15 protein-coding genes are annotated in these 16077 nt (G+C 74.3%); 7 read left to right on the top strand and 8 right to left on the bottom strand.

Annotation, left to right across the window (positions count from 1 at the left end; translation table 11 throughout):
- Nucleotides 1-28 precede the first annotated feature (28 nt).
- On the top strand, nt 29-331 hold the full coding sequence (locus PZC42_RS09300) for a hypothetical protein (RefSeq protein WP_277210323.1): 303 nt from the start codon (nt 29-31) through the stop codon (nt 329-331).
- Nucleotides 332-341: 10 nt separating this feature from the next.
- Nucleotides 342-1355, top strand: coding sequence for a ribonuclease Z (locus PZC42_RS09295; RefSeq protein WP_277210321.1), 1014 nt, complete (start codon nt 342-344; stop codon nt 1353-1355).
- Here PZC42_RS09295 and ald read toward each other — a convergent pair.
- Nucleotides 1339-2451 carry an alanine dehydrogenase gene (ald, locus tag PZC42_RS09290; protein WP_277210319.1) on the bottom strand — a complete coding sequence of 371 codons (1113 nt, stop codon included), beginning with the start codon at nt 2449-2451 and terminating at the stop codon, nt 1339-1341. The two genes, PZC42_RS09295 and ald, sit on opposite strands and share 17 nt — an antisense overlap.
- A gap of 201 nt (nt 2452-2652) precedes the next feature.
- Between ald and PZC42_RS09285 the strand changes: the two genes are divergently transcribed.
- Complete coding sequence (locus PZC42_RS09285; RefSeq protein ID WP_277210317.1) at nt 2653-3144, top strand: Lrp/AsnC family transcriptional regulator; 492 nt, start codon at nt 2653-2655, stop codon at nt 3142-3144.
- A gap of 15 nt (nt 3145-3159) precedes the next feature.
- On the opposite strand, the gene PZC42_RS09280 is transcribed toward PZC42_RS09285, so the two are convergent.
- The 6 genes from PZC42_RS09280 to PZC42_RS09255 form a co-directional block, all read right to left on the bottom strand.
- Complete coding sequence (locus PZC42_RS09280) at nt 3160-4011, bottom strand: alpha/beta fold hydrolase (RefSeq protein ID WP_277210315.1); 852 nt, start codon at nt 4009-4011, stop codon at nt 3160-3162.
- Nucleotides 4011-5018, bottom strand: coding sequence for a DNA-binding protein (locus PZC42_RS09275; protein ID WP_277210313.1), 1008 nt, complete (start codon nt 5016-5018; stop codon nt 4011-4013). The genes PZC42_RS09280 and PZC42_RS09275 overlap by 1 nt, the downstream gene beginning before the upstream one ends.
- A gap of 148 nt (nt 5019-5166) precedes the next feature.
- A complete protein-coding gene (locus tag PZC42_RS09270) occupies nt 5167-6612 on the bottom strand; it encodes a site-specific integrase (RefSeq protein WP_277210311.1) in 1446 nt (481 codons plus the stop codon).
- 9 nt (nt 6613-6621) lie between these two features.
- A complete protein-coding gene (locus tag PZC42_RS09265) occupies nt 6622-7182 on the bottom strand; it encodes an Rv1443c family protein (RefSeq protein ID WP_277210309.1) in 561 nt (186 codons plus the stop codon).
- 10 nt (nt 7183-7192) lie between these two features.
- On the bottom strand, nt 7193-7696 hold the full coding sequence (locus PZC42_RS09260) for a GNAT family N-acetyltransferase (RefSeq protein WP_277210753.1): 504 nt from the start codon (nt 7694-7696) through the stop codon (nt 7193-7195).
- Between the two features lie 74 nt (nt 7697-7770).
- Nucleotides 7771-8547, bottom strand: coding sequence for an alpha/beta fold hydrolase (locus PZC42_RS09255; protein ID WP_277210307.1), 777 nt, complete (start codon nt 8545-8547; stop codon nt 7771-7773).
- 105 nt (nt 8548-8652) lie between these two features.
- On the opposite strand from PZC42_RS09255, the gene PZC42_RS09250 reads away from it, so the two are divergent.
- Nucleotides 8653-9672 (top strand): LLM class flavin-dependent oxidoreductase, encoded by a 1020-nt coding sequence (locus tag PZC42_RS09250; protein WP_277210305.1) that lies wholly within the window; start codon nt 8653-8655, stop codon nt 9670-9672.
- Here the strand turns inward: PZC42_RS09250 and PZC42_RS09245 are convergent.
- Nucleotides 9669-10436: a hypothetical protein gene (locus PZC42_RS09245; protein ID WP_277210303.1), complete on the bottom strand. Its 768-nt coding sequence runs from the start codon at nt 10434-10436 to the stop codon at nt 9669-9671. The genes PZC42_RS09250 and PZC42_RS09245 overlap by 4 nt on opposite strands.
- 93 nt (nt 10437-10529) lie before the next feature.
- On the opposite strand from PZC42_RS09245, the gene ppdK reads away from it, so the two are divergent.
- From ppdK to PZC42_RS09230, 3 genes are all read left to right on the top strand, one after another.
- Entirely contained in the window at nt 10530-13238 is a 2709-nt protein-coding gene (ppdK, locus tag PZC42_RS09240) for a pyruvate, phosphate dikinase (RefSeq protein ID WP_277210301.1), read from the top strand.
- A gap of 30 nt (nt 13239-13268) precedes the next feature.
- Nucleotides 13269-14621, top strand: a complete 1353-nt coding sequence (locus tag PZC42_RS09235; RefSeq protein WP_277210299.1) for an acyltransferase family protein — start codon at nt 13269-13271, stop codon at nt 14619-14621.
- A 64-nt stretch (nt 14622-14685) separates the two neighbouring features.
- Nucleotides 14686-16068, top strand: coding sequence for an NAD-dependent malic enzyme (locus tag PZC42_RS09230; RefSeq protein ID WP_277210297.1), 1383 nt, complete (start codon nt 14686-14688; stop codon nt 16066-16068).
- Nucleotides 16069-16077 lie beyond the last annotated feature (9 nt).

Genomic DNA, 16077 nt, shown 5'->3' with positions numbered 1-16077 from the left:
CGCAGGCTCCGAGCGGGAGGATGGGGCCATGACCGACGACGGCCGTACCCACCCTGACCAGCGCTGGAACCCGGGCGCCCGGTACCGGGGCCCCATGCCGGCACGTCAGAAGGCGACCGCCACCGCGACGGTCCCGCCGGTGTCCGGACGCCTGCGCCGCGGCCCGGCACGACGCACCGCCGTCTTCGACCGCGACGTGTGGCGCCCCGAGCTCGCCGGGGTACGCCCGCAGGTGGCCGAGGCGCTGGCCGCGGCGGCCGACCGGTACCGGCGCGGCGCGGTGAGCACCACCGGCCTGGTCCGCGCCGTGGGGCACGCCCTGGCCTCCTGACCGGCCACGCATGACCCGACGCGAGCTCGTCGTCCTGGGCACCGCGAGCATGGTGCCCACCCGCACCCGCAACCACAACGGGTACGTCCTGTTCTTCGACGACGACGCCATCCTCTTCGACCCGGGTGAGGGCACCCAGCGCCAGATGACCCTGGCCGGGGTGTCCGCCACCGACCTGAGCCGCATCGCGATCACGCACCTGCACGGGGACCACTCCCTCGGGCTCGCCGGCGTGGTACAGCGCATCTCCGGCGACAACGTCAAGCACACCGTCGCGGTGTCGTTCCCGGCATCAGGCGAACCCTGGGTGCGCAACCTGGTGGAGGCCAGCGCGTACGACCACCGCGGGAGGCTCGCGCTGCAGCCCCTGCCACCGGCCGACGGCGCCGTCGTCGTCCCGCGCGTGGTGGGCGAGCGCGGATCACCCCCAACCGAGGTCACCCCCGCCGACGCCTCCGTGCTCACGGCCCGCGCCCTGGACCACCGGATCGACGCGGTCGGCTACCGCCTCGACGAGCCGGACGGTGTCTCGTTCGACCCGGCGGCCCTCGCAGCGGCCGGCGTGACGCTCGGTCCCGACGTCGGTCGCCTCCGCCGCGACGGCGTCCTCGACATGCCGGACGGGCGCGTCGTGCGCCGGGCGGAGGTCAGCGTGCCGCGCCCCGGGCAGTCGGTGGCCTTCATCATGGACACGCGCCTGTGCGACGCGGTCCACGACCTGGCCGACGGCGTGGACCTGCTGGTCATCGAGTCGACGTTCCTGCACCGCGACGTCGCGCTCGCCGAGCGGTTCGCGCACCTGACGTGCCGCCAGGCGGCGTCGGTGGCCGCGAGCGCCGGGGTGCGCCACCTCGTGCTGACGCACTTCTCCCAGCGCTACGCCGAACCGGCCGAGCTGCCGCTCGCCTTCGAGCGGGAGGCCCGCGAGGTGTTCGACGGCGAGGTGACGGTGGCAGCCGACCTGGACCGGGTGCCGCTGCCGCCGCGACGTCGTGCCGGCGGTGTCGTCACAGGACGTCGCTGACGGGCACGGTCTCGAGGCCGTGGGCATCGGCCACGCCAGGCTGGGTGACCGCGCCGTCGTAGGTGTTGAGGCCGTGGGCGAGCGTCGGGTCGGCACGCAGCGCGTCGCGCCATCCGTGGTCGGCGAGCGCGACGGTGTAGGAGAGGGTGACGTTGGTCAGGGCGTACGTGGAGGTGCGCGGCACGGCGCCGGGCATGTTGGCGACACAGTAGAAGACGGACTCGTGCACGCCGTAGGTGGGGTGCTCGTGCGTCGTGGGGCGGGAGCCCTCGAAGCAACCGCCCTGGTCGATGGCGATGTCGACGAGCACGGAGCCGGGCCGCATGCGGGAGACGAGGTCGTCCGGGACGAGCACGGGTGCCCTGGCGCCCGCGACCAGGACGGCGCCGATGACGAGGTCGGCGTCCAAGACGGCGTGGGTGAGGGTGAGGCGGTTCGAGGCGAGCGTCTGCACCCGCCCGTCGAGCTCGCGGTCCGCGGCGCGCAGGACGTCGGCGTCGGTGTCCAGCAGGGTGACCCGGGCACCCATGCCGACGGCGATGCGGGCGGCGTTCATGCCGGACACACCGGCGCCGATGATGACGACGTGCCCGGCAGCGACGCCCGGGACGCCGCCGAGCAGGACGCCGCGGCCGCCGGCGGCCTTGAGCAGGGTGGCGGCGCCGACCTGGGTGGCGAGCCGGCCGGCGACCTCGGACATGGGGGCCAGCAGCGGCAGGGAGCCGGTGGGCGTCTGGACGGTCTCGTAGGCGACGGCGGTGACGCGGCGGGCCAGCAGCTCCTCGGTGAGCGCCTTGTCCGCCGCGAGGTGGAGGTAGGTGAACAGCACCTGGTCCTCACGCAGGCGGTGGTACTCCTCGGGCACGGGTTCCTTGACCTTGAGCACCATCTCCCCGGCGGCCCAGGTGGAGTCGGCGTCGTCGGTGATGACGGCTCCGGCGGACGCGTACTCCTCGTCGGTCACCCCGGCGCCGAGCCCGGCGCCCGACTGCACGTGCACGGTGTGGCGGCGGGCGGTGAGCTCGTGGACCCCGGCCGGGGTGATCGCTACCCGGTACTCGTGGTTCTTGACTTCCTTCGGGACCGCGATGTCCATGGTGTGCCGCCTTCGGTGTGGCTCGGGGTACGAGCGTGCTGGTGTGCGCCGGGTGGTGACCGCGCTCACCACCAGTGTGGAGCAGAAGTTCGGGTCCTCGCCACAAGCCAGAAGATCGTTCGGTAGATTGGGTAGATGGTGCCAGAGGATTCAGCAGGCGGCCCAGGTGCGGCGCCGCGATCGAACGATCTTCGGACGCGCGTGGGTGGGCAGTCCGGCCTCGAGCGCCGCCCCGTGGCGCCCCTGCGTCTCGACGACGTCGACCATCGGCTGCTCGCGGCATTGGCCGAGGACGCCCGCCTGGCCAACAACGCCCTCGCCCAGCGGGTCGGGATCGCGCCGTCGACGTGCCTGGCCCGGGTTCGCCGCCTGCGGGACGAAGGCGTCCTGCGCGGCTTCCACGCCGATGTCGACCCGGCGCTGGCGGGCCGCCCACTGCAGGCGATCGTCGCGGTGCGGATGCACGGCAGCGCCCGGTCGCGGCTCAAGGCGTTCCTGCACGAGCTCGCCGAGCTGCCCGGCGTGATGAACGTCTACCTGCTGGGCGGCGCGCACGACTTCTTCATCCACGTCGCCGCCCCGGACTCGGACGGCCTGAACGACTTCGTCATCGAGAACCTGTCGGCGAACCCCGGCGTCGCGCTGACCGAGACGAACCTGATCTTCGAGCACGCCCGGGCCAGCTGGTACTGAGCCTCGAACAGCAGGTCAGCGCGCTGCCCCGACGCGCGTCAGCCACCGGTGCAGCTCGGTGGCCAGCGCGACGGGCGCGTCGAGCTGGATCAGGTGTCCGGCGTCGGGCACGAGCGTGACACTGCTGCCGCCGAGCGCGGCGGCCAGCCGGTCGGCCCGGTCCGCGGGGATCCAGGCGTCCTCCTCGCCCCAGATGACGTGCGTGGGCACGGTGATCTCACCGAGGAGCGGTTCGAGCTCGGCAGTGAAGTGTTCGTCGGCCTGGGCGATCTGCCGGTAGAACGCGGCCTGTCCGACGGCGCCGCGCCAGGGATCGAGGAGTGCCGCGACGTCCTCGGGGCGCAGCCCGCGGTGGCTGGCGCCGGCGACGTAGGCCTCGAGCGCGCCGAGGTGCACGGGCGCCGGCAGCCGGCCGAAGGTGTCGGCGTGCTCGGCCACGAGGGAGAAGTACGGCGAGCCCCACGGGCGCAGCGCGACGACGTCGACCAGGCACAGCGACGCGTACGGCCGTCCGTGCAGCAGGTGGGCGCGCAGGGACACCGCGCCGCCGTAGTCGTGGGCGACGACGTGGGGCGAGTCGAGGCCCCAGTGGTCCAGGAGCGCGGCGAACGCCAGTCCCTGGGTGCCGAGGTCGACGTCGTGCTCGGGCGCCTTGGACGAGGCGCCGTACCCGGGCATGTCCCACAGGTGCACGGTGAACTCGGCAGCCAGGGCGCGCGCGTACGGCGCCCAGAGCCACGAGGACCACGGCGTGCCGTGGCACAGCACGACCGGCGGGCCCGACCCGAGCGCCGTCCAGGCGATCTCGCGACCGCGCCAGGCGAACCGGCGGTCGAGCTGCGGGCCGCCGGCGTACGGGGCGCCCATCAGTCCCGATCCTGAGCGTCGGTGGGCCGGGCGTCGAGCACCTGGCGCAGCCCCGCCGCCTCGCCCTCGGCCTGGGCGCGGGCCGCCGCCTCGGTGGCCCGCTCACGCTCCGCCCGCGTGGCCTGCTCCCGCGCGGCCTGCAGCTCTCCACGCAGCGCAGCGGTCTCGCCCTCGAGCCGCGCGACCGCGGCCTGCGCGGCAGCGCGCTCGGCGTCGGCCTGGACCCGGTCCTCCTGAGCACGCAGGCTCGCGGCGCGGGCACGCTCCAGCGTGGCCCGGGCCTCGGCCAACGCCTCGCGGGTGCCCTCGGCCGCACCCTGCGCCTGAGCGCGGGCCTCGGCCTGTGCGGCGCGGTCCCGCTCCGCCTCGGCGAGGCGGGCACGCAGGTCGGCGATCTCCGTGCGGGCCTGGTCCCGCTGCGCGTCCAGCGCCGCGGCCCGCCCGACGGCCTGGGCTGCCTCGGCCCGGGCCTCGTCGCGCGCGGTGGTCGCCGCGTCCAGCCGCGCAGCGAGGTTCTCGGCCTCGGCGCGGGTGGCCGCCAGGTCGGTCCGGACGGCTGCCTGCTCGGCCTCGGCGCCGTCCAGCAGAGCGGCCAGGCGGCCGGCGTCGTCGCGAGCGGTGGCCAGCTGCTCGCGAGCGGTGGCCAGCTCGGCGGTGTGCTCGGTGCGGGCCGACCGGACCGCCTCGGCCCACAGCGCCGTGACCCCTCGCTCGACGAGCAGCCCGACGCCGCGGGGGAGCGCGGGCAGCTGTGCTGCCTCGGCCTCGGCCGCGGCCCGGTCGGCGCGCCAGCGGCGCAGGTAGGTCGTCGCGACGGCGTTGGAGCAGCCAGCGCGCTCGCGCACGGTCGTCACGGTGACCGCGGCGTCCTCCGCCACGAGAGCGTCCGCGGCGGCGTACACCCGGTCGCGCGCGGTGACCGGCGCCTGCTGCGTCTCGTGCTCGGCCGGACCGGCTGCTGGCACCGCCGGTTCTGTGGCCTCGGTCGTCTCGATCGTCTCGGTCATCGTCTCGCCTGCCGCTGGGAGGAATAGGAGAAGTATGGGCAAACTACTCCTACTCTGGTAGATGGTCTACCAACACCCGCTTTTCCAAAGCGGGTGCGCAGTAATGGGCAACATGCAGCTCGGGACGGTGTTTATGCAGGTCAGAGCGCTATGCGCGACGCAACATGCTGACGCCGGCGGTCATGCCAGCCTCGGTGATGAGCGTCTGGTGAGCACCGGGTGCGAAGTCCTGCGCTGCGAACTGCGCCGACATCGCCTCGCCCAACCGGTCGAGGTCGTCCTCGAAGAGACCGGCGTAGGTGCGCAGGGTGAGCACCGGGGACTCGTGCCCGAGCATGCGCTGGACGGCCTTGACGCTCGCACCGCCGGCGATGGCCAGGGACGCCGCCGTGTGACGCAGGTCGTGCAGGGTCAGGGACGCGAAGTCCTCCGCCCCGGCACCGAGCGTCAGCCGGGCCGCGACGCTCAACCGGTGCGTCCGGGCGATCTTCGCCGCGCGGGTCAGGTCGTCCCGCCGCTGCCGGTCGTCCTCGACCAGGACGCTCCAGGTGGCGGCGTCCACGACGCCGGTCACCGGCAGGCCGGCGCCGGCCTGGGTGCGGCGCACCGCGTCGAGGGTCGCGGCATCGACGAGGCGGGTGACCGGCACCCCGAGCAGCTCCTGCAACGTGGTCACCGCACCGCCGGCGGCCCGCACCGCCGGGCGGAAGGCGTGGCGGTCGAAGCTCTCGCGGCGCAACGGGCCGCCGTCGCGCCCGGTGAACAGCAGACCCTGCGGCCGGGCCGCCAGCACCACGGACAGGTCGTCGAGCAGGACGCCGGGCACGGGCACCTCGCGGCGGGCGTGGGTCTTGGTGTCGCCGAGCAGCAGGGTGCCGTCGTCCAGGCGGGTGTAGGCGCGCCCGACGACGATGCGCCGGCGCAGCAGGTCGACGTCGCCGGCGCGCAGCGCGGACACCTCGCCCCAGCGCAACCCGGTGAGCCCGGCCAGCAGCACGAGGGTGCGCCCCTGGTGGGACCGGACGGCGTCCGCGACGCGGCGCAGCTGTTCGTGGCTCAGATACCGGTGGGCCTTGGTCTTCGGTGCGCGCGGCAGACCTGGCACCTTGCCGGACGGCGTGCGCGCGGGATTGGTCGTCAGGCGGCGCGAGTCGACGGCAGCGTCCAGCAGGGCGACCAGCAGCCGCACGGCGTCGCGTCGTCGGGCCGGTGAGGCCACCTGCCCGGTACGCGGCGCGCACATGCCCGCCGCCCACCGGGCGACGTCGTCGTGCGTGATGCGCCGCAGCGGCGTGCTGCCGAACGTGGGCGCCACCAGGGAGCGGAACCTCTCACGCTCGCTCTCGCCGGTGCGCGGTGCCCGGTCCGCGCGCGCGGCCTGCCAGTCGGCGAACCACTCGGCCAGGGTGATCGCCGACGCCCGCGGGTCCACCCACGTGCCGAGCTTGCCGGCCTCCTCGGCGCGGCGTGCCTCGGCCAGGGCGTCGCGCCGCGACCGGAAAGCGCGCGTGCTGCGCAACCGGCCGTCCACGCGGAACCGCCCGACGTAGGAGGTCGCGCCGCCGCGGGTACTGCGCTTCTCCGTGTAGGCCATGGCCCGACACTAGCGCCCAGCGCGAGGCGCTGACCTGCGGCGTCGTCGGGACGTCGCGGGTGGCGGTGCCGCCGGTCTGGCTGTGCCCGGGACGCCGAAGTGGCGGCGCAGGCGCCGGTGCCGGTGCGCGAACACGGCGGTCACCATCGACCGGGCGAGGTGCTCGACGCCGGGCACGTGTCGCAGTGCGCCTCGCAGCCGGAAGCGGACGGTGTCGCGGACCTGGCTCGCCGCGGGTCCCACGTCCTCGAGCACCCGCTCGTGCTCCCAGAGCCCCGACGTCAGCATCGACGAGCGTTCGAGGAACCGGCGGCCGGGCTCGAGCTCGGCCACCACGATGTCGTCGTACTCGACAGGCAGGACCCCACCCAGCAGCAGCACGCTCCGTCCGAGGGGAACGCTCACGGAGTTCTCGTCGAGGCGACGTGCCCGCAGCCCGCGCGGAGTGGTCATGTCGAGCCACGGCCACAGCTCTGCTCCGATCCCGGCGAACGACGTCGCGTGCCGCCACAGCACCGACCGCGGCGCGTCGAGCACGCTCGTCGTCACCACCGGAGGTCGCCCGGCCATGGCACCGAGCCTAGTGCGGCGCCGTGCAGGGTGTCGCCGCGGGCAGGTCGAGCGTCATGAACACGCTGAACGGGTCCGCGGTATACCCGGCGAACGGGCCGCACTCGACGAACCCGCGGCGCGCGTACAGCCGCCGTGCCGGTGCGAAGTAGTCCTCCGACCCGGTCTCCAGGCTGACCCTGCCGTAGCCGCGCTCGGTCGCGGTCTCGAGCAGCCGGTCGAGCACCGCCGTCGCGACCCCCCGTCCCCGTGCCGTGCCGGCGGTGCGCATGGACTTCAGCTCACCGTGCCCCGCCACGCCGTCCGAGGTGGCGGCGAGCTCGCTGATCGCCCCGCAGCCCAGCAGCTCGCCGTCCGCCGTCCGGGCGGTGAGGAAGGTGATCGACGGCGCGAGCAGTGCCGCGTGGTCCAGGGCGTGCACCGACTCCGCCGGGGAGGTCGCGAACATGTCCGTCAGGTGCTCGTCGAGCAGGGCGCGCACGTCGTCGCGCGCGGGGGACTCCGCCGTGATCATCACGCGATCATCATGGCGCAGCGATGTTTCGCCGCTGTTTGCACGCCCGACTGGCCGCGCGCCGGGCTCACCGCTCAGGGCGCGTGGACCGTCGGGTCGTCGCGCAGCACGTCGAGCAGCAGCGCCTGCACGGCGTCGGGGCGCTCGAGCGCGGGCAGGTGCCCGGCCCAGTCGAGCTCGACGAGCTCGGCGCCACGGATGCCGGCGGCGACGTGGGCCGCGGCGTGCCGGAAGCGGTCCATGTCGTGCGCGCCACTGACCACGACCGTGGGGACGGCGACGGCGTCGAGGTCCACGCTCAGCGAGCGGGGACGCGGTGGGTCGTCGCTCGCGTCGGCGGCCAGCTGGACCTCGAACGCGCGGCGCTGCATGACGGCGAGCGCCGCCCGGACGGACTCGGTGGCCTCGGGGCCGAGCCAGGTCTCGACGTTGAGGCGCACGGCGCCCTCCACGTCCCCGGCGGCGAGCAGCCGATCCTCGGTGTCGTCGAACGTCTCGGCCGCGGCGGTCGTCTCGATTCCCTCGTGGTCGGGGTTGAGCAGCACGAGCTCGCGCACGCGAGCGGGGTGGGCGGTGGCGAGCTCGAGCGCGACGCGCCCGCCGAACGAGGACCCGACGACGACGGCGTCGGCCACGTCCAGGTGGTCCAGCAGGGCGGCCAGGTCGTCGGCGTCGGCGTACTCGCCGCCGGGCAGCGGGGAATCACCGTGGCCGCGCAGGTCGGGGCGGACGACGCGGAAGACGTGTGCGAGGGCGCCGGCGACGGGGTCCCACATGCGGCGGTCGGCGACGCCGGCGTGGATCAGCAGGACTGCGGGGCCGGTGCCGGAGTCGTCGTGGGCGAGGATCACGGCTCGAGGCTACGACAGCGCCCAGCCGCCGGCACGATGGCGTGCCGCGCGCGCCGCCGTCCGCCACCGCGGGAATGCACCGAGCGTCGGGGCGTTGACGCCGGTGTGAAGCGCATCGGGTTCCTGTCCTTCGGTCACTGGACCGACCATCCGTCCTCGGCGGCGCGCAGCGCGGCGGACGTGCTGACGCAGTCGATCGAGCTGGCCGAGGCGGCCGAGGAGCTGGGCGCCGACGGTGCTTACTTCCGGGTGCACCACTTCGCCCGCCAGCTCGCCAGCCCGTTCCCGCTGCTGGCCGCGGTCGGGGCGCGCACGCGCCGCATCGAGATCGGCACCGCCGTGATCGACATGCGCTACGAGAACCCGGCGTACATGGTCGAGGACGCCGGCGCCGCGGACCTCATCGCCGGCGGGCGCCTGCAGCTCGGCATCTCGCGGGGTTCGCCCGAGCAGGTGATCGACGGCTTCCGGCACTTCGGGCACGACCCGGCGCCGGGGGAGTCGGACGCCGACATGGCGCGCCGGCACACCGCCCGCTTCCTCGAGCTGCTCGCCGGTGAGGGGTTCGCCGAACCCAACCCGCGACCGATGTTCCCCAACCCGCCCGGGATGCTGCGCCTCGAGCCGCACTCGCCCGGCCTGCGCGAGCGCATCTGGTGGGGCGCCGGGTCGCGCGCCACGGCCGAGTGGGCTGCGTCCCAGGGGATGAACCTCATGAGCTCGACGCTGCTCACCGAGGACACCGGGGTGCCGTTCCACGTGCTGCAGGCCGAGCAGATCCAGCGCTTCCGGGACGCCTGGGCCGCCGCCGGGCACGACGGGGAGCCACGGGTGTCGGTCTCGCGCAGCATCTTCCCGATCACCGACGACCGTGACCGCGCCTACTTCGGCGCCGAGGCGGGCTCCACCGACCAGGTCGGCATGCTCGAGGGCGGCCGCGCCCGGTTCGGCAAGACGTACGCCGGTGAGGTCGACCAGGTGGTGGCGGACCTGGCCGCCGACGAGGCGGTCGCCGCCGCCGACACCCTGCTGCTCACGGTGCCCAACCAGCTCGGGGTCGAGTACAACGCGCACGTGATGGAGAACGTCGTGACGCACGTGGCACCGGCCCTGGGCTGGCGCTAGCCGGCCCCCGTCAGGCCGGCGTCGCGGACCAGGTCGAGTCTCAGCAGCCGCGAGCGCACGTGCGCTCGCCGGCGGGCATCGGCCGCGAGCGCCGCCGCCAGCGCGCGCTCGTCGACGGGCAGCCCTGCCGCCAGGGCGCCGCGGGCGCGCAGGTGCGCCCACAGCCGCCGCTGCGGCCCGACCGGCAGGACGCCGCCGCGGGGCGAGGCCAGCACTCCGCGACGCGAGACGTACAGCGAGCACGAGGCGACGTCGTGCGGCACGTCGAGCTCCGCCACGACAGGAAGACGCGCGTAGTTCGGCTCCGTCGCGTCCAGGCAGCCCACCTGCGCGTCGGTCAGCAGGGCGACCACCACGTCCGTGCGCGCTCCCGCCGCCCGGTACGGCGCGGCGGCGACGTAGCCCGCACGACTCACGTGCGCGCTGTGCCCGACCGCCACGTCCACCACGCGGCCGCGCACCATCGGCGCGACGGCGTCCACGCCGGCCCGGCGCAGCTTGGCACCGAGCACGCCGGGGGCGGCGTTCGACCCGACCGCGACGACGGCGTGCCGCCCGCCCAGGCGCGGGGCCCTCGCGGACCGTAGCGCGGCGTCGAGCCGGGGGGCCAGCGCGACCGGGGCGACATCGTGGGGCATGGGTTCGAAACGGTCGCCGTGCAGGACCCCGGCCGCGGGCGCGGGCGGGCCGGGGTAGCGCCAGGGCTCGGCCACCAGGTCGACGGCGAGGCCCTGGGTGTCCAGCGAGGGGGGCGGCGAGATCATGACTGGTCACCGTACCGACCGCCGGAAGGCGTGGTGCGGGGTTAGCGTGAAGAATCGGGGTGCGTGTGCGACGCGGTGAGAGCGGAGGCGACGATGCCGAAGTACGTGTACAGGTTCGACGAGGGCGGCAAGGACCAGCGCGACCTGCTGGGCGGCAAGGGCGCGAACCTGGCCGAGATGACCCGTATCGGCCTGCCGGTGCCGCCGGGGTTCACGATCACCACCGAGGCGTGCCGCGCCTTCATGGACCAGCGGCGCGTGCCGCCCGGGCTGCGCGTCGAGGTCACCACGGCGCTGCGGGAGGTCGAGGATGCGCTCGGGCGCCAGCTCGGCGCGCCGCACGACCCGCTGCTGGTCTCGGTACGCTCGGGCGCGAAGTTCTCCATGCCCGGGATGATGGACACGGTCCTCAACGTGGGCCTCACCGACGCGTCCGTGCGGGGCCTGGCCGCGATGTCAGGCGACGAGCGGTTTGCCTGGGACTCCTACCGACGCCTGGTGCAGATGTTCGGCGCCACGGTGCTCGGCGTCGACGCCCGGGCGTTCGACGAGGCGCTCGAGGCCCGCAAGGCCGCCGCCGGTGTCACCTGGGACGTCGAGCTGACGGCCGGCGACCTGCGCGCGCTCGTGGACGACTACCGCGGGATCGTGCGCGAGCAGTGCGGCCGCGACTTCCCGCAGGACCCGCGCGAGCAGCTCGACCTGGCGATCGAGGCGGTGTTCGGCTCGTGGGACACCGAGCGGGCGCGCCTGTACCGGCGCCGTGAGCGCATCCCGGACGACCTCGGCACCGCGGTCAACGTCGTGGCGATGGTGTTCGGCAACCTGGGCGAGGACTCCGGCACCGGCGTGGCGTTCACCCGCGACCCGTCCACGGGGCACGCGGGCGCGTACGGCGACTACCTGCCCAACGCCCAGGGCGAGGACGTCGTGGCCGGCATCCGCAACACCCTGAGCCTCGACGACCTGCGCGAGCGCGACCGCCGCTCCTACGACGAGCTCCTGGCGGCGATGCGGCGCCTGGAGACCCACTACCGCGACCTGTGCGACATCGAGTTCACCATCGAGCGGGGCCGGCTGTGGCTGCTGCAGACCCGGGTCGGCAAGCGCACCGCGGCCGCAGCCTTCCGCGTCGCGGTACAGCTCGTCGACGAGCACCTGATCACCCTCGACGAGGCCCTCGGACGTGTGACGGGCGAGCAGCTCGGGCGGCTGCTGTTCCCGCGCTTCGACCGCACCGACGACACGGTGCCGCTCACCCGTGGCCTGGGCGCCTCGCCCGGGGCGGCCGTCGGCGAGATCGTCATGGACAACGCCCAGGCGCTGCAGCGCACCGCCGCGGGCGCCAAGGTCGTCCTCGTGCGGCGCGAGACCAACCCGGACGACCTGGCCGGGATGATCGCCGCCGTCGGCATCCTGACCGCCCGCGGCGGCAAGACGTCGCACGCCGCCGTCGTCGCGCGCGGCATGGGCAGGTGCGCCGTCGTCGGGGCCGAAGCGCTCGACGTCGACGAGGAGGACGGCGAGGTACGCGTCGACGGCACCGTCCTGCGCCCGGGCGACGTGATCGCGCTCGACGGCACGACCGGGGAGGTGTTCCGCGGCGAGATGCCCGTCGTCGACTCGGTGGTCATGCGGTACGTCTCCGACGGGCTCGACGCCGGCCTGCGCGCCGCACCCGACGGTGAGGTGCGCGAGCTCGTGCACGCCGTGCACCGTCTGCTGGCCCACGCCGACTCGGTGCGTCGCCTGCGGGTGCGCGCCAACGCCGACACCGCCGAGGACGCCCACCGTGCCCGGGCCCGCGGCGCCGAGGGCATCGGGCTGTGCCGCACCGAGCACCAGTTCCTCGGCGAGCGCCGTCGCCATATCGAGCGCGTCGTCCTGGCCGACAGCGACGACGAACGGCAAGCCGCGCTCGCCGCGCTGCTGCCGCTGCAGCGCGCCGACTTCACCGCGCTGCTCGAGGCCATGGACGGCCTGCCCACCACGATCCGGCTCCTCGACCCGCCGCTGCACGAGTTCCTGCCCGACCTCACCGAGCTGTCGGTCCGCGTGGCGCTCGCCGAGCAGAACGGGCAGGTCGACGAGCACGACGCGCGCCTGCTGGCGGCCGTGCAGCGCATGCACGAGCAGAACCCCATGCTCGGGCTGCGCGGCGTCCGGCTCGGGCTGACCACCCCGGGGCTGTTCGCGCTGCAGGTGCGCGCGATCGCCGAGGCGACGGTCGAGCTGCGGCGGGCCGGGCGCGACCCCCGCCCGGAGATCATGGTCCCGCTCGTCGGCTCGGTGCGCGAGATGCAGCTCGTGCGCACCGAGACCGAGGCCGTGCTCGCCGAGGTCGCCCAGGCCGGCGACGTCCCGCTGGACATCCCGATCGGCTGCATGATCGAGCTGCCGCGTGCCGCGCTCACCGCCCAGCGCATCGCGACCCAGGCCGACTTCTTCTCGTTCGGCACCAACGACCTGACGCAGACCACCTGGGGGTTCTCCCGCGACGACGTCGAGGGCGCGTTCTTCACCACCTACCTCAGCAACGGGGTGCTGACGATCTCGCCGTTCGAGACCCTCGACGCCGACGGCGTCGGGGCGCTCGTGCGCACCGGTGTCGAGCGCGGCCGGTCGACACGCCCCGACCTGCACTGCGGGGTGTGCGGCGAGCACGGGGGAGACCCGGAGTCGATCCGCTTCTTCCACCAGGTGGGCCTCGACGACGTCTCCTGCTCACCCTTCCGGGTCCCGGTCGCGCGCCTCGAGGCCGGCCGGGCGGCCGTGCTCGCCGGCGAGGACGCCACCATCTAGCCGCTCGCGACGGAGGTGACACGACACACCGTGCCATCGATCCACGACCTGGCAGCACGAACACCGCGCTCGCGGCGGCGGGACCTCGACCTGCTGCGCGCCGCCGCCATCGGTGCCGTCGTCGTCGGGCACTGGCTCGTCATGACCGTCCAGCGCACGAGCGACGGGCACCTGGTGGGCTTCACGGCGCTTCCCGCGCTCGCGTGGGCGCACGCCCTGACCTGGCTCTTCCAGGTGATGCCGGTGTTCTTCCTCGTGGGCGGCGCTGCCAGCGCCATCTCGTGGACGCGCCACCGCGACCGTGGCGGCCCGGCCACCGGTTGGTTGCTCGAGCGCAGCGCCCGGCTGTTCCCGCCGCTCACCGCGTTCCTGCTCGTCGTGGCCGCCGGCGCGGCGCTCGCCCGGCAGGCCGGCGCCGAGCCCGACGTCGTCGCGCAGGCCGTCGCGCTGGTCACCCTGCCGCTGTGGTTCCTCGTCGTCTACCTCGGTGTCACCGCACTGACACCCCTGACCTACCGGCTGCACGAACGCTACGGCCTCGCCGTACCGGCAGCCATGGTCGCCGGCGTCGCGGTCGGCGACGTGCTGCGCCTGACCACCGGCCAGGAGCTCACCGCGGCGGCCAGCTTCGCCCTGGGCTGGCTCGCCATCCACCAGACCGGGTACGCCTGGCACGACGGCACCCTGCGGCTGCGGCCCCGGCACGCCGTTGTGCTGGTCGTCCTCGGCCTCGGTGCCCTCGTGCTGCTCACCGGCCCCGGACCCTACCCGGTCAGCATGGTGAGCGTGCCCGGTGCCGCGGTCCAGAACCCGGCGCCCCCCACCCTCGCGCTGCTCACCCTCGCCGCCACCCAGCTCGGGGTCGTCGCGCTGGTGGCCCGGCCCGCCGGACGATGGCTCACCCGACCCCGCCCCTGGACCGTCGTGGTGGCCGTCAACACCGTCGTCCTGACCCTCTACCTGTGGCACCTGGTCGCCGCGCTCGTCGGTGCCCTCGCGCTGGACGCGCTGGGGATCCTGCCGCCGAGCGACCCGAGTTCCGGCGCGTGGTGGCTCGGACGCCTGCCATGGCTCGTGACGCTCGCGACGGTCCTGGCGGTGCTCGTCGCGGTGTTCGCCAGGATCGAGACCGGTGCCTCGGCCCGCCGCTACCGGGGCGGCACGGCAGAGGGCCGGCGCACCGGGCGCGTCCTGCCCACGGTGACCGTGTTCCTCGCCCAGGCGGGTCCGGTCGTCGGCGCGTACGCGGCCGCGGTCACCGGCCTGCTGTGGCTCACCGTCGCGGAGACCGGGCTGCACGGCCCGTTCGCTCTGCCCACCGGGGCCCTCGTCCTCGTCCTCGGCGGGGCCGGGGCGCTGCGGCTCGCACGAGCCACCACCTGAGCCCGCACCGCCGCCGATCGGGTACGTTGGCGCTGGCAGCGTCGCCGTCCCGAAGGAAGACACCGTGGTCATTCCCAGCCCGAGCTACACCATCACCCTGCGCGTGCAGGTGCCCGCCACGCAGCGCGCCACCAGTACCGTCGTCAGCGCCGTGGCCGATGCCGGCGCCGCGGTCGTCGGCGTCGACATCGCGCACTCCACGCCGCAGGGCCTGTTCGTGGACGTCACCTGCGACACGGTCGACACCGAGCACGGCGAACGCGTCGTCGCTGCTCTCGAGGCACTCGACGGCGTGCACGTCGTCAAGTGGAGCGACTCGACGTTCCTGCTGCATCTCGGCGGCAAGATCGAGGTCCACGCCAAGACCCCGCTCAAGACGCGCCGCGACCTGTCCCGCGCGTACACCCCGGGTGTGGCACGTGTGTGCCTCGCGATCGCCGAGCGCCCCGAGGACGCCCGGCGCCTGACCATCAAGCGCAACACGGTCGCTGTCGTCACCGACGGGACCGCCGTGCTCGGCCTGGGCGACATCGGCCCGGCCGCTGCGCTGCCCGTCATGGAGGGCAAGGCCGCCCTGTTCAAGGAGTTCGGAGGAGTAGACGCCTGGCCCGTGTGCCTCGACACGACCGACACCGAGGAGATCATCTCCATCGTCAAGGCCATCGCGCCGGTGTACGGGGGAGTGAACCTGGAGGACATCTCGGCCCCGCGCTGCTTCGAGATCGAGGCGCGGCTGCGCGCCGAGCTCGATATCCCGGTCTTCCACGACGACCAGCACGGCACGGCCATCGTCGTGCTCGCCGCGCTCGTCAACGCGCTCAAGGTGGTGGACAAGGACCTGGGGGAGGTGCGCATCGTCGTCTCCGGCGTCGGCGCCGCGGGCAACGCGATCATCCGTCTGCTCAAGGCGCAGGGCGCGCAGCACGTCGTCGCGTTCGGCCGCGGTGGTGCGCTGCACGCCGGCGAGCGCACCGGCGACCCCCACCGCGACTGGATCGCCGACAACACCAACGCCGACGGCTTCTCCGGCACGCTGCGCGAGGGCCTCGTCGACGCCGACGTGTTCATCGGGGTCTCCGCGGGCAACATCCTGTCCGGCGCCGACGTCGCCCGGATGGCCGACGGCGCGATCGTGTTCGCCCTGGCCAACCCCACACCCGAGGTCGACCCCATCGAGGCCGCCGAGACCGCCGCCGTCGTGGCGACCGGCCGCAGCGACTACCCGAACCAGATCAACAACGTCCTCGCGTTCCCCGGCCTGTTCCGCGGGCTGCTCGACGCCGGGGCCACCGACATCACGACCGAGATGCTGCGCGTCGCGGCGGTGGCGATCGCCGAGGTCGTGCACCCTGAGGAGCTCAACAGCGCGTTCATCATCCCCGGCGTGTTCGACCATCGCGTCGCCGAGGCTGTGGCCGAGGCCGTCAAGGCGGTGGCGTCGAGCTGAGGGGATGAC

The sequence above is a fragment of the Isoptericola croceus genome (assembly GCF_029382255.1).
GTDB classification, from domain to species: Bacteria; Actinomycetota; Actinomycetes; order Actinomycetales; family Cellulomonadaceae; genus Isoptericola; species Isoptericola croceus.
The sequence above is the reverse complement of the archived record's forward strand: the minus strand, read 5'-3'. Positions and strand labels throughout refer to the sequence as shown.